15 protein-coding genes are annotated in these 13,205 nt (G+C 34.9%); 4 read left to right on the plus strand and 11 right to left on the minus strand.

Annotated elements, in window-relative coordinates; all coding sequences use genetic code 11:
- The first annotated feature begins 225 nt into the window (after window positions 1-225).
- From ffh to PQO00_RS10740, 3 genes are all read left to right on the plus strand, one after another.
- On the plus strand, window positions 226-1,554 hold the full coding sequence (gene ffh, locus PQO00_RS10730) for a signal recognition particle protein (protein ID WP_274184843.1): 1,329 nt from the start codon (window positions 226-228) through the stop codon (window positions 1,552-1,554).
- 52 nt (window positions 1,555-1,606) lie between these two features.
- Window positions 1,607-1,978: a four helix bundle protein gene (locus tag PQO00_RS10735; protein WP_274184844.1), complete on the plus strand. Its 372-nt coding sequence runs from the start codon at window positions 1,607-1,609 to the stop codon at window positions 1,976-1,978.
- Between the two features lie 102 nt (window positions 1,979-2,080).
- Complete coding sequence (locus tag PQO00_RS10740; protein ID WP_274184845.1) at window positions 2,081-2,959, plus strand: bifunctional 5,10-methylenetetrahydrofolate dehydrogenase/5,10-methenyltetrahydrofolate cyclohydrolase; 879 nt, start codon at window positions 2,081-2,083, stop codon at window positions 2,957-2,959.
- Between the two features lie 429 nt (window positions 2,960-3,388).
- Here the strand turns inward: PQO00_RS10740 and PQO00_RS10745 are convergent, their stop codons facing one another.
- The 10 genes from PQO00_RS10745 to PQO00_RS10790 form a co-directional block, all read right to left on the minus strand.
- Window positions 3,389-3,805 (minus strand): VOC family protein, encoded by a 417-nt coding sequence (locus PQO00_RS10745; protein ID WP_274184902.1) that lies wholly within the window; start codon window positions 3,803-3,805, stop codon window positions 3,389-3,391.
- Window positions 3,806-3,825: 20 nt separating this feature from the next.
- Entirely contained in the window at window positions 3,826-4,584 is a 759-nt protein-coding gene (rluF, locus tag PQO00_RS10750; protein WP_274184846.1) for a 23S rRNA pseudouridine(2604) synthase RluF, read from the minus strand.
- 19 nt (window positions 4,585-4,603) lie between these two features.
- Window positions 4,604-5,431 carry an alpha/beta fold hydrolase gene (locus tag PQO00_RS10755; protein ID WP_274184847.1) on the minus strand — a complete coding sequence of 276 codons (828 nt, stop codon included), beginning with the start codon at window positions 5,429-5,431 and terminating at the stop codon, window positions 4,604-4,606.
- Window positions 5,428-5,799, minus strand: coding sequence for a cupin domain-containing protein (locus PQO00_RS10760; RefSeq protein WP_274184848.1), 372 nt, complete (start codon window positions 5,797-5,799; stop codon window positions 5,428-5,430). The genes PQO00_RS10755 and PQO00_RS10760 overlap by 4 nt, the downstream gene beginning before the upstream one ends.
- 134 nt (window positions 5,800-5,933) lie before the next feature.
- The gene (locus PQO00_RS10765) at window positions 5,934-6,905 is read right to left on the minus strand and encodes a YitT family protein (protein ID WP_274184849.1); all 972 of its coding nucleotides are present in this window, start codon (window positions 6,903-6,905) and stop codon (window positions 5,934-5,936) included.
- An 11-nt stretch (window positions 6,906-6,916) separates the two neighbouring features.
- The gene (locus tag PQO00_RS10770; RefSeq protein WP_274184850.1) at window positions 6,917-7,477 is read right to left on the minus strand and encodes a hypothetical protein; all 561 of its coding nucleotides are present in this window, start codon (window positions 7,475-7,477) and stop codon (window positions 6,917-6,919) included.
- 205 nt (window positions 7,478-7,682) lie between these two features.
- Window positions 7,683-9,221: a helicase HerA-like domain-containing protein gene (locus PQO00_RS10775; RefSeq protein WP_274184851.1), complete on the minus strand. Its 1,539-nt coding sequence runs from the start codon at window positions 9,219-9,221 to the stop codon at window positions 7,683-7,685.
- Between the two features lie 74 nt (window positions 9,222-9,295).
- Window positions 9,296-9,898, minus strand: a complete 603-nt coding sequence (locus PQO00_RS10780; RefSeq protein ID WP_274184852.1) for a hypothetical protein — start codon at window positions 9,896-9,898, stop codon at window positions 9,296-9,298.
- 131 nt (window positions 9,899-10,029) lie between these two features.
- On the minus strand, window positions 10,030-10,725 hold the full coding sequence (locus PQO00_RS10785) for a hypothetical protein (protein WP_274184853.1): 696 nt from the start codon (window positions 10,723-10,725) through the stop codon (window positions 10,030-10,032).
- 192 nt (window positions 10,726-10,917) lie between these two features.
- A complete protein-coding gene (locus tag PQO00_RS10790) occupies window positions 10,918-11,154 on the minus strand; it encodes a hypothetical protein (protein ID WP_274184854.1) in 237 nt (78 codons plus the stop codon).
- Between the two features lie 448 nt (window positions 11,155-11,602).
- Between PQO00_RS10790 and PQO00_RS10795 the strand changes: the two genes are divergently transcribed.
- On the plus strand, window positions 11,603-12,232 hold the full coding sequence (locus PQO00_RS10795; RefSeq protein WP_274184855.1) for a 7-carboxy-7-deazaguanine synthase QueE: 630 nt from the start codon (window positions 11,603-11,605) through the stop codon (window positions 12,230-12,232).
- A 284-nt stretch (window positions 12,233-12,516) separates the two neighbouring features.
- Here the strand turns inward: PQO00_RS10795 and PQO00_RS10800 are convergent, their stop codons facing one another.
- Window positions 12,517-13,062 (minus strand): DUF2911 domain-containing protein, encoded by a 546-nt coding sequence (locus PQO00_RS10800; RefSeq protein ID WP_274184856.1) that lies wholly within the window; start codon window positions 13,060-13,062, stop codon window positions 12,517-12,519.
- Between the last annotated feature and the right edge of the window lie 143 nt (window positions 13,063-13,205).

Consider the following 13,205-nt stretch of genomic DNA (forward strand, 5'->3'; position numbering starts at 1 on the left):
GAAAAGTTGCGAAGCAATGCATTCAAAACGGATAGTTAAACCGGCTGGTCGGCCAGGCAGGCTAATCCCGCTTTTTCAGAGGGATCTCAAGTTTAATACCTCCGACCCTTGGGTCTATTTTCAGCGTCCAAGGCTTGCCCTAGGGCATAATATTTTTATATTAAGCCCCTTTATTAATACGCTTCAAATCATTAACTTTGCCATTCTTAAAATTAAAAGTAAATTATGTTTAATAATTTAAGCGATAAATTAGATAAAGCCTTACACGTTTTAAAAGGGCACGGAAGTATCACGGAAGTTAATGTAGCTGAAACTTTAAAGGAAGTTCGCCGTGCATTGCTAGATGCCGATGTTAATTTTAAAATAGCCAAAGAATTTACCGGAAGAGTTAAAGAAAAAGCACTTGGTCAGAATGTTTTAACAACACTACAGCCAGGTCAGTTAATGGTTAAAATCGTAAAAGATGAGTTGACCGAGCTTATGGGAGGTGATGCAGAAGGTATTAATCTTTCTGGTACGCCAAGCGTTATTTTAATGTCCGGTTTGCAAGGTTCTGGTAAGACTACTTTTTCTGGGAAACTCGCCAATTATCTTAAAAATAAGAAAACTAAAAAACCATTGTTGGTGGCCTGTGATGTGTATCGTCCTGCTGCGATCGACCAGTTACATGTTGTTGGAGATCAAATAGGCGTTGCCGTTTTTAGTGATAGAGGAAACAATGATCCCGTTGCAATTTCTAAGGCAGGTATAGCTCATGCAAAAGCTAATGGATATAACGTCGTTATTATTGATACCGCAGGTCGTTTGGCTGTTGATGATGTTATGATGACCGAAATATCGAACATTCATAAGGCCATTCAACCACAAGAAACGTTGTTTGTTGTAGATTCTATGACAGGTCAAGATGCGGTCAATACTGCAAAAGCCTTTAATGATGTACTGAATTTTGATGGTGTTATACTCACCAAATTAGATGGGGATACTCGCGGTGGTGCAGCTATCACTATAAAATCGGTCGTAAACAAGCCTATCAAGTTTATTGGTACAGGTGAAAAAATGGAAGCCATTGATGTATTCTATCCATCACGTATGGCAGATCGTATTCTTGGAATGGGTGATGTTGTTTCTTTAGTTGAAAGAGCCCAAGAACAGTTTGATGAAGAAGAAGCACGTAAACTACAAAAGAAAATAGCTAAAAACCAATTTGGCTTTGATGATTTCTTAAAGCAAATTCAGCAGATTAAGAAAATGGGGAACATGAAAGACCTTATGGGTATGATTCCCGGTGCTGGAAAAATGATGAAAGATATTGATATTGATGATGATGCCTTTAAAGGTATTGAAGCTATTATTCATTCTATGACACCTAAAGAAAGAAGCCATCCATCTATTATAAATTCAAGTAGAAAAATACGTATAGGAAAGGGATCGGGAACTTCTGTTCAAGAGGTCAATCAGTTGTTAAAGCAATTTAACCAAATGAGCAAGATGATGAAGATGATGCAAGGAGGCGGCGGTAAAAAAATGATGCAGATGATGAAGGGGATGCGTTAGGCCAGTATTCAGTCTCAGTTTTCAGTAATCAGTATTAAAAAGTAGAAATTTCATGGATTTCAAAAAACTATTAGTCTATCAAAAATCATTTGAGTTGGCTATGTTTATTTTTGAAATTTCTAAATCGTTTCCCAAAGAAGAAACCTATTCATTGACAGATCAAATAAGAAGAAGTTCACGTTCCGTATGTGCTAATATAGCAGAAGCTTATAGGAAACGGAGATATCCTAAACACTTTGTAAGTAAACTTACTGATGCTGATGGAGAAAACTCTGAAACAAATACTTGGCTAGATTTTGCATTAGCCTGCGAATATATTTCTTCTGAAGATTATTCAAAATATTCAGAACAAGGAAAAGGAATAGGTAAGCTAATAAATTATATGATTAATAACCCAGAGAAATTTGGGGTTAAGCTTGAATAGAGTGAGTACAACAACTTAAATTTAAAACTAAATAAAAACGGAGATTTAGTTCGGCAGAGTAAAAAAACTGCGACTGAGACTGCGACAGAAAACTTTATAACAATGACAATTTTAGACGGGAAAAAAGTTAGCAATGATATTAAAAATGAAATTGCAGCAGAAGTTCAGAAAATAAAAGACAAAGGTGAGAAAGTGCCACATTTAGCTGCGATCATCGTCGGTAATGATGGGGCAAGTTTAACCTATGTTGGTAGTAAAGTGAAAGCTTGCGAGCGGGTTGGTTTTGAGTCTACTTTGGTACAAATGTCCAATACAACGAGTGAAATTGAGTTATTGGAAAAAATAAAAGAACTTAATGAAGACCCTGAGATCGATGGTTTCATCGTTCAGTTGCCATTACCTTCACAAATTAATGAGCAAAAAGTGTTATTGGCTGTTAACCCAGATAAAGATGTAGATGGTTTCCATCCTACAAATTTTGGTAAAATGGCTTTAGACATGTCTACTTTTATTCCAGCGACACCATTTGGTATTTTAGAACTGTTAGACCGTTATGGGGTAGAAACTAAAGGAAAGCACACCGTTGTTATTGGTCGTTCTCATATTGTAGGTAGGCCTATGAGTATTTTAATGGGTCGGAAAGGGTTTCCGGGAAACTCTACAGTCACCTTAACACATAGTCATACCAAAAACATCACTCAAATTACATCGCAAGCAGATATTATTATTTCTGCATTAGGAGTTCCTAATTTCTTAAAAGCGGAAATGGTGAAAGATGGTGCCGTTATTGTGGATGTTGGGATTACAAGAGTTGCAGATGAAACCAGGCCAAGAGGATATAGAATAGTAGGCGATGTCGATTTTGCTAACGTTAGTGAAAAAGCAAGTTACATTACGCCCGTTCCAGGAGGTGTAGGCCCCATGACAATTGCTATGTTGCTTAAAAATACATTGCTTGCTCGGGAAAGGCACAATCAATAAAAAAACAGTATCGTTAACTTATAAAAACGAGGGTTAAAAAGTAAGTTCGATGTGCCATATTGAAATTAGATCCAAAGAATATCAAGCAGCGGAAATGACGTCATGATCTATAGTCAAACAATAACGACTAAGTGTCATTTAGAAGGAGGCACGACTGAAGAATCTTTTGAAGTTAATTAGATGCTTCGCTGTGCTCTGACAATAACAGTAAATTTAATAGTTATTAAAGCACGTCAATGGAAGAAATCAGTATCCAGTGTTCGGTCTCAGTTGGCTTTGCTCGAGATGGTAGTTCACGATTTCTTTTTTGCGTCTTCGCGTCTTTGCGAGCTTAGATCCAAAGAATGTCAAGCAGCAGAAATGACGTCATGATCTATAGTCAAACAATAACAACTAAGTGCCATTCAGAAAGAGGCACGACTGAAGAATCTAACTTGCTGAAAACAACTGTTCCATATTCTTAAAAGATTTAAACTCCAAAGCATTTCCTGAAGGATCTTTAAAAAACATGGTGGCTTGCTCTCCAATTAAACCTTCAAAACGAATATAAGGGGCGATAATAAAATCAATGTTTTTACTTTTTAAATGTTCCGAAAAAACATGAAAAGTATCCCATGGTAAAACAATTCCAAAGTGTGGTACGGAGACGTCCTTTCCATCTACCAAATTGGTATGCGTACTATCTTTTTCTTTTGGGTTGTGATGAATAACTAATTGATGACCGAAAAAGTTAAAGTCTATCCAACAATCACTACTTCTGCCTTCCTTACAGCCTAAAATATCTCTATAAAAATCTCTGCATTCCGAGAGGTTATGACCAGATGTGGCTAAATGAAAAGAAGGTATTAAGGTTTGTTATTAATCATTTATTTTTTTATCCTTCTTGGAGATTTCCTATATTCCTTGGTAGAATTACTAATCAAGTTATTTAACTCATTAAATTCTTCTTTTGTCAATTCTCTATACTCACCAACGGGCATGTCCATTTTAATATTCATGATCCTCACACGTTTAAGTGTTTCTACTTCATAGGTTAAATATTCGCACATACGACGAATTTGCCTATTTAAACCTTGTGTTAAGATAATTTTGAATTGGTAGGTGCTTAGTTTTTCGACTTTACATTGTTTAGTGACTCTGTTTAATTCTGCTAACGGAATACCACCGGACATACGCTCTATAAATGTTTGCGATATAGGCTTGTCTACTTTTACGATATATTCTTTCTCATGATTATTACTAGCACGCAAAATTTTATTTACAATGTCCCCATCATCGGTTAAAAGAATTAGGCCTTCACTAGGTTTATCTAATCTCCCAATGGGAAAAATGCGTTTTGGGTAGTTTATAAAATCAATAATATTATCTTTTTCAACAGAAGTATCCGTTGTACAAACAATCCCAACGGGTTTGTTAAAAGCCAAGTAGACAAAACTTTCTTTGTTATTTTTTATTTCTTCACCATCAACATGAACAACATCTTCCGGGGCAATTTTTGTGCCCATTTCTGGAATAACACCGTTTATGGTAACCCGCCCTGCTTCAATAAGTTTATCTGCTTCACGACGTGAGCAATACCCCACTTCGCTTAAAAATTTGTTAATTCTTTTTAACTGTACTTCCATGCTTCAAAAGTACAACATTTTATGCGTTTAAGAAGTCAATAACGTAACTGTGAACAGCTTCGTTTTTTAGACCATGCCCAAAGCCTTTCGTACCAATAAATTCTACTTTTTTGTGATTTTTTTTGAATTTTAACCCATCAGAGTAAGGTATGATTCTATCTTTCTTATCATGGACAACCAATATTTTTGCTTCGATATCTTTTGCGAAATCAGGGGCAGAATAGTATTCTGGTAAATGATTAAATTCTCTTAATACATACTGAGCCATAGCAAGGGAAACCTTTTTGTTGTAACCCATCATGGTTTCGTATCGTTTAAAGACCCCAACAAAATCTGCAGGAGCACCCAATAAGATTATTTTTTCAATAGATGCCAACTGTTTTTTGTATTGAGAAAAGATACTTGCGGTGCCACCAACCGAATGACCTACTATAGTATTTATCTCAAATTTTTTAGCAACAGCATGTATGCATTCTGAATAGAGGAGTGCATTAAATAATTTTCCACTAGAATGCCCATGCCCTGGAGCATCAAGAGCAATAACAGTATAGTTTAAAGACTTTAAGATTTCGATTAAACTTTTCCATCTATAGGCATTGCTTTCCCAACCGTGAGCCAATAAAACGGGTTCTTTTTCACCTTTCCAACAATACGTTTTTATTGAAATATTTTCATGCATGATCTCTTCTTGGACCGCAGTGTTGAGGTATTGTTTTTCTTTTTCATTGAGTCTCCCTTTTTGAGGGGTTGAAAATAACTTAATAGCCAGTTTTGCGGCATATTTTGGCGAAAAATAACTTATTAGGTTTATATAAGATCCAATAATTTTTATAAAGTAAGCATTCATTTAGTTTCTCTATTTACTAAGTCTATAGAAAATGCGGGTATGCAAATAGCTATATATTCACATGTTTCAGCGAAAGGATTAGAATATTGAACTCTAGTGTTCTTCTCAATTTTAATAGATTGGCCTGCTTCTAAAACAATGGTTTCACCTTCAATAATGAATTGCTTTTTACCTTTTATTATAAAGGTGAATTCATCAAACCTCGGTGTTTGAAAAGGTTCACTCCACCCAGAAGGCGCCTTCATATGGGCTATGCTAATTTGTGAATTGCCATTGGAAGCCATTCCAAAATGTTCCTTTATGATTTTTCCGTCTGTAGTTGGTACGACAAACGGATTGTTTTGTATTGTATATTTTTTTTCTTCCACGTAAAGTTTATTTTTCAACTAACAACTAACAACTAACAACTAACAACTAACAACTAACAACTAACAACTAACAACTAACAACTAACAACTAACAACTAACAACTAACAACTAACAACTAACAACTAACAACTAACTATTTCATGGGCTTCTTCTTGATCATGCCACCTTTTAAATCTTTAACAACGCCCATGATAATAAACGCCTTTCTGTCTATTTTGTCAATTTCCGTTTGAAGTTTGGTAAGTTCCAGACGTGTTACAACAGTGTAAATAATATCTTTATCATAGCTAGAGCCTTGTTTACCATAGCCTCCTTTACCGGCATATATAGTGCAAGCACGTCTTAGTTTTTCAGTAAGCATGATCCTTAGTTCTTCATGGTGGTTTGAGATGATTGTGACCCCTACATATTCCTCTACGCCATCTACCACGAAATCTACTGTCTTTGCCGCAGCCAAATAAGTAAGCATAGCATAAAGAGCTGTTTCAATAGATAGTATGTATGCACCTACGGCAAATATTATAACGTTGATTAGCAGCAAAACATCACCAATAGTTAATGATAATTTTCTGCCTAAAAATATGGCTAAAACCTCAGTGCCATCAATAACGCTACCTCCACGTATCGACATGCCAATTCCCAAGCCTAAAAAGAAACCACCAAAAACAGCGATTAATAACTTGTCTTCAGTAACGATAGGGTAGTTTACAAAGTGTACAACGGTTGCTAAAAGAGTTATGGCAGCAATACTTTTTATGGCGAATTTATTGCCAATGGTTCTGTAGGCAAGAATTAAAAAAGGCAGGTTAACTAACACTAGTAATAAGCCTAAATTCAATGATGTTACATTTTCTAATAATAAAGAAATCCCTGTAGCGCCACCATCAATAAATTTGTTTGGCAATAAAAAACCCTTTAACCCAAATCCAGCAGAAAAAACCCCAATTATAATAAAAAAATATTCTTTGACTGCATGCGATAATTCAACTTGAAACCGTCTTACCAGAGGGACTATTTGTTTTTTGCTCACAGGCTTGTTGACTTGTTTTTTTTCAAGTCTTTTACGCGCCAGATCTACTAATAATTTTGATAAGAAAGGGTTCATTTATTTAGTTGTTAATGCATGGTCCAGTTTAAGAAAAAGTATTTTATTTTAGCATTATCGGGAATATGCATAGCTTCTATTTTTACATCCATATTAAACCTAAGATTGGCAGGGAGTTCTTTTTTATCTATAACAAAACTTGCGTTTAATTCGTTTACAATAATATGAACCGAGTTTATTAGACTATTTATTTTTGAAATTTTATAAGCACTCGAAATATCCTTAAAGGTACTTAGGGTAGATATGTTCTTATTTGTTTTATATCTAGGATCTATAATTTGAATACTTTCAATAACCGACGTAGAGTCTAAAGCTTGTTTCGGGGTGAGAACCAAAAGTTTTGCACCACCTTTTTCAAATAGCTCTATATTGTTTTTGCTGCCAGCAAATTCATCACCACTGGTAAATGTTACTAAAGAATCTTTAGCAAAGATGCTTTTAAGGTCTTTAACTTGTGTGGAATCTGTTAATAATCCAATATGTTGTTTTCCAATTTCAAAAGGGTTTTGCTCTTTTTCACAACTAGAAAACAAGAGGATAAGAATAATAAGACTTAAAAATGATCTGTACATTATTTAAAAATGATTTAGGTATTGGTTAATATTAATTATTGAACTCATTTAAACTTTTAAAATTGGCTGAAGAATTATCCTTTAGCACCCATTTTTCACTTTTTTTTATTCCGTAGCGGTGCTATACAACTCTAAAAAGCCATCAACTGGATACAAAATGACTAATTTTCGCTTCAATCCAAAAAGTTTAAATGAGTTCATTGATTTATTTTTTTAGTACTTTGGTTAAAATACCAAAAACACTTCTTATAAAGGTAGCACTTGTGAGTACTTTAACAATAGGATTTATTCTAGTACTTCTTCTGGAACTAGTAGTACGTTTTCTGGACTCGGCTTTTTTAAGAGCTTCCCTTTCTTGTCTTGCTTTTTCTTTTGCTTCCTCGGCTTCAGCACGTTCTATTTTTTCATTAAGCATTTCGTAAGCACTTTCTCTATCAATATTTTTATTGTATTTTTTTACCAATTTCGATTTTGAAAGTAAGGTGCTTAATTCTATATCGGTTAACACGTCCATTCTACTCATTGGTGCTCGCATCATGGTAGCAGCTAAAGGGGTCGGTCTTCCCTTTTCATCTAAAGCAGATACCAGAGCTTCGCCAATACCTAAGGATGTTAATACTTCGGTGGTGTCGTAGTACTTGGAATCCGGATAGTTTTGTGCCGTAAGCTTTATGGCTTTTCTGTCTTTAGCCGTAAAAGCCCTAAGGGCATGTTGTATTTTTAAACCAAGCTGTCCTAAGACGGCTTCTGGGACATCCGTTGGGTTTTGAGTTACAAAATAGATGCCTACCCCTTTACTTCGTATTAATTTTACAATGCTTTCAATTTGGTTTAATAACGCTTTTGATGCTTCATTAAAGATTAAATGAGCTTCGTCAATAAAGAGAATTAGTTCGGGTCTGTCGCTATCACCTTGCTCAGGGAATGTTGAGTAAATTTCTGCTAATAAGCTCAGCATGAATGTTGAGAATAGTTTGGGTTTGTCTTGGATATCTGTTAATCTGATAATATTAATATAGCCACGTCCGTTCTCATCAATCCTTAGTAAATCCTGGGTATCAAAAGAGGTTTCTCCAAAAAACAAATCGGCACCTTGCTGTTCTAGCGCAACGATTTTACGTAAAATGGCACCTGTTGATGCCGTCGAAATTCTACCATAAGCTTCAGTAAATTCTGCTTTTCCTTCTTGAGTGGCGTACTGGAGTATTTTTTTGAAATCTTTTATATCCAGAATAGGCAGCTTATTGTCATCACAATATTGAAATATGACGGCCACAACTCCAGATTGTGTTTCAGATAAATCTAAAATTCTCGAGAGCAATACCGGTCCAAATTCGGTAATGGTTGCTCTTAAGCGAACCCCATCTTGTTCAGAAAGGGTTAATATTTCAACAGGAAAAGGCTTCGCTTCAAATGGGAGCCCTATTTTTTCGTGGCGCTCATCAATTTTTGGATGCCCAGGACTCGGTTGTGCTAATCCACTTAAATCCCCTTTAATATCCATAAGCAATACAGGAATGCCTTTGTCGCTTAAATTTTCGGCCAGTACTTGTAAAGATTTTGTTTTTCCCGTACCAGTGGCGCCAGCGATTAAACCATGACGATTCATGGTCTTTAAAGGTATTTTTACATGAGCCCCCGTAACAGTTTCGCCATCTAACATGGCAGCACCTATCGGGATAAAATCACCTTTAGTTGTATTGCCCTCAGTGATATGTTTGAAAAAAGTTTCCTTGGTACCCATATGCTATAATTTTGCATAAAAATACAGGAAAAAAGAAGAAGAAAAAAATAAGATTATAAGCGATAAAACCTAATCTATTCACGCCATTTAACCCAAACAACTATTGCTGGATTTGCTACACTTGACCCTGAACTAGAAGAACTTAATGATATATAATCGTTTATGTTAAAATCTAGATTTAATGTTGAATTATTAAATTCATAATTTGACAAATTAAAATTATATGAAATAGTGGTATTGGTTCCAAATCCAGTCCAATCAAAGACTCTTAATTCAAAACCTTTATTGCTATTACCTCCACTACAATTACCAGTAATTCCAACGATCGTTCCATTAAATGGCATTAAAGGACCACTACCTGAATTTCTCATAGTACCTCCATAAGAAAGATTTTGACCATCTGAGTTACCATTAGTTCCAAATTGAATCGCGACTGCTCCAGTGCTCAACCACTTTGCTCTTGTAGCATCGTACATAAATAGTTGGTCTCCAATAACGGCTAATTGCCCGGTCATGGAACCAGTTGGTGCAGATTGCGGGTTTAATCGTAAGGCGGGAATTCCAGTGTTAGTGGTTTCAATTTCTAGTTCAGAAGATGGCGTAGTAGTACCAATTCCAACTTGCGAAAAACTATAATAACTGCATAGCAGCATTATAAAAAAAACTATTTTTTTCATTTTTGAGTAGAGGTTGAGAGCTATTTATTTAATCCAAAGGTAAAGTTAAAGTTATAAAATTATATCTAAACTAAATCTGAATTTATATAAACTCGTTAAAATTGATTTATTATTATAATTGTTATTTGTAATCAGTTCATTTTAGAGATGCCAATGTTAATCATTTGCCCCTCTAAGGGTGTGCCGTTATTGTTTACGACATATCTAAATTTTACTATATCATTTGTGCTAATAGGATACATGATATTTCCACTAGTACCCCAGTAATCGGTACTGGTTAAGGTTGCGACACCCCTATTAAGATAACCAACTAAATTACCATTTACCGTCATTGCAATGATGTATTTTACACCGCCCGAAGGCATATTTCTTACAGACAAAGAAGCGCTAAACATATAATTTCCAGATTCTAGGATAGTTATTGTGCCATTAGAAGTAATGTTAAACACATGGGGGTTAGTAGCTAGAACATCGCTAGTACCAATTGGAAAATCATAGTATGTATTATTGCCAGTTGATATTATTGAATTTCCGGAGCTACAAAGTCGATTTATTACTAAAGTCGAGTTAGAAAGATTAGTCCAAGAGCTGCTTCTGTAAATGTAATACGAATTTTTAGTGGTATTAAATACTAAAGCACCGTCTAATGGCGTTGCAATAGACATCATCTGCGAATTAGTCACCCTAGGAGGTACAAAAGCTCCTGTAGTGCTATCTATTTGTAAAGCAGAACCGTCATCAGGGGTAGTCGTTCCTATACCCACCTGAGTATAAGATATGTAATGCATACATAAAAATAGCACTACAAAAAGAGTCGTTTTTTTCATTCTTGAGAGAAAGAGATTGAAAACAAAATTATTATTTTAATTAATCCATGGCGAATGTATAAAAATAGAATTGAAAATCAAAGTGTTAATAAGTGAACTCATATAGTATATATCTTAATAAACGATAAGCAAAAAGAGGTGTAATCGCATGTAAATAAAGGTGAAACACTATTTTTTTGAAAATATTCCTTACTATGTGAAAAGAAGTACGACAAAGTGTTTTTGGTTTTTTTTTCTTACGCTAGATACAGTAAAAAGTGTTATAGGTGGATGTAAATAATACCATTTCTTGTTTGAAATGGCCGCAATAAAACGCCCTTTTTTACTTTCTACTTCAATAGAAAAAGAAACCGTAGCTAGGCTTGCTTTATTTTTCAATTTTGTATAAAGCAAAAAATCATCATTTTCTTTTACAGTAATTTCAAACAAGAAATGGTATAAATTTAAAAACAGTTATACTGCTGCCTACTAAATTTGTTAATTTTAATCAAAAGAGTTCCTTGAGCTTTCCAATTGACCTCTCCTTTAGAGAGGTCGGAACCGTAAAAGAGCTCCAGGAGAGGTGAAATAAAAAGAATCCAGAAATTTTTTGTTTGAAAAGAATTTCCAGAGGCTCGCCTAGGTCTGTTTTTTGACCAGTTTGTACCACAATATGGATGAATTGTGTATGCTAGTTTTAAAGCGAACGAAGCACATAAGTTTCTATAAACAGGATATACAGACTGAAAGTCTGATTCGTGTTCATGCTAATTAAAATACACCAGAAACAAAAGAGTATTAATTCGTTATATATTTGTGTGTTACCAAACAGTATAAACTAGAATTGAAACTGAAAATATAGTAGATTAAATTAATGTTATATGTATCTTTGCAAATTATGAAAAAAGAGGTACAATTACTGGTAGATAAAGGAGACATGTTGCCTTTAATGGAAGCGTTTTATACGATACAAGGGGAAGGCTACCATAAGGGTACTGCAGCCTATTTTATTCGTATAGGTGGATGCGATGTAGGATGCCATTGGTGTGATGTTAAAGAAAGTTGGAATGCCAATTTACATCCCCCTACTGAAACTGTTAAGATTGTTGAGAATGCCAAGAAATATAGTGATACTATTGTTGTAACTGGAGGTGAACCATTGATGTGGGATATGACCATTTTAACAGACCAATTGAAAAATAAAGGGCTTCAAACGCATATAGAAACTTCTGGAGCTTATAAATTAACAGGTACTTGGGACTGGATTTGTTTGTCTCCGAAAAAAATGAAACTGCCTACTAAAGAAGTTTATAATAAGGCAGATGAGCTCAAGGTCATTGTTTACAATAAAGATGATTTTCGCTTTGCAGAAGAACAAGCTGCTAAGGTTAATAAAGATTGTATTTTGTATTTGCAGCCAGAATGGAGTAAGCGTGATAAAGTTGTGCCGGAAATTGTAGATTATGTAATGGCCAATCCTAAATGGAAAGTGTCACTCCAAACGCATAAATATTTGAATATACCTTAAATTCAGTATTCAGTATTCAGTATTCAGTATTCAGTATTCAGTGTTCAGTGTTCAGTGTTCAGTGTTCAGTGTTTGGTTCCTGTTTCAACTTCAATTTCGATTTCAGTGTTCAGTATGCAGTGTGTTCAGTACTCGTTAATTTACAAAATAAAAATGTTCCAATGGTTTTATATTATTGGAACATTTTTATTTTGTCTAACCGTCTAACCGTCTAACCGTCTAACCGTCTAACCGTCTAACCGTCTAACCGTCTAACCGTCTAACCGTCTAACCGTTTAACGATCTTATTTAGTAAAAGGCACTGCAACTCTAGTAGTTCCCCATCCTAAATGCATATGAGCGCCTCCGTTGGCTTCTTCGAAAGCTATAGAGAATGCTTCTAACGATTCTTCTTCAGATGTTACTGGTACAGATAAACGAGCAACATCATTTGCTTCATTATAGGAATAAGAACCCCAAGCGTTTATGTCTTTACTTATAATAACTGTCCACTCTTTATCTCCAGGTATGGCATAAAAGGTATACGTTCCAGCCTTTACGGGCTTGTTTCCTAACTTCATATCTGTATAAAGTGTTAATTCTGCCGCTTCATTAGCTCCAAGTCTCCAAACTTTTCCGTTAGGTGCTAATTTACTAAGTGCTCTTCCCTTAAGTTGCGGCCTACTGTAAACAATTTTAATAAGTTTATTGGCGTCTCTATAGCTAGTAGGAAATGCCGCTGCATCCATCGGACTTTTATCCAGACCAGAGAATTTTTGAGCATCTACATTTGTAGATAGCAGCATAATAAAGGTAAAAGCAATAACTGTAAAAAATGTTGATTTCTTCATAATGGTTTTTTTAGATTAGATAAGGTTTAAAGATAAATGTAAATTGTGTTAAGGTTCTTATAAAAGTCGTAGGCAGATGTTAAAGTTTACATTTTAAAGCAAAAAAAAACTACTCATAATGAATAGCTTTTTTTAGGAAATAG

The sequence above is a fragment of the Flavivirga sp. 57AJ16 genome (genome assembly GCF_028736925.1).
In the GTDB taxonomy this organism is placed as follows: Bacteria; Bacteroidota; Bacteroidia; order Flavobacteriales; family Flavobacteriaceae; genus Flavivirga.

Bases quoted from the DNA above. Each gene is read 5' to 3' on its own strand.
- PQO00_RS10780 (WP_274184852.1), bottom strand. From the start codon at position 9,898: ATGAAAAAAATAGTTTTTTTTATAATGCTGCTATGCAGTTATTATAGT.
- rluF (WP_274184846.1), bottom strand. From the start codon at position 4,584: ATGGAAGTACAGTTAAAAAGAATTAACAAATTTTTAAGCGAAGTGGGG.
- PQO00_RS10795 (WP_274184855.1), top strand. From the start codon at position 11,603: ATGAAAAAAGAGGTACAATTACTGGTAGATAAAGGAGACATGTTGCCT.
- PQO00_RS10755 (WP_274184847.1), bottom strand. From the start codon at position 5,431: ATGAATGCTTACTTTATAAAAATTATTGGATCTTATATAAACCTAATA.
- PQO00_RS10775 (WP_274184851.1), bottom strand. From the start codon at position 9,221: ATGGGTACCAAGGAAACTTTTTTCAAACATATCACTGAGGGCAATACA.
- ffh (WP_274184843.1), top strand. From the start codon at position 226: ATGTTTAATAATTTAAGCGATAAATTAGATAAAGCCTTACACGTTTTA.
- PQO00_RS10765 (WP_274184849.1), bottom strand. From the start codon at position 6,905: ATGAACCCTTTCTTATCAAAATTATTAGTAGATCTGGCGCGTAAAAGA.
- PQO00_RS10785 (WP_274184853.1), bottom strand. From the start codon at position 10,725: ATGAAAAAAACGACTCTTTTTGTAGTGCTATTTTTATGTATGCATTAC.
- PQO00_RS10740 (WP_274184845.1), top strand. From the start codon at position 2,081: ATGACAATTTTAGACGGGAAAAAAGTTAGCAATGATATTAAAAATGAA.
- PQO00_RS10800 (WP_274184856.1), bottom strand. From the start codon at position 13,062: ATGAAGAAATCAACATTTTTTACAGTTATTGCTTTTACCTTTATTATG.
- PQO00_RS10735 (WP_274184844.1), top strand. From the start codon at position 1,607: ATGGATTTCAAAAAACTATTAGTCTATCAAAAATCATTTGAGTTGGCT.
- PQO00_RS10770 (WP_274184850.1), bottom strand. From the start codon at position 7,477: ATGTACAGATCATTTTTAAGTCTTATTATTCTTATCCTCTTGTTTTCT.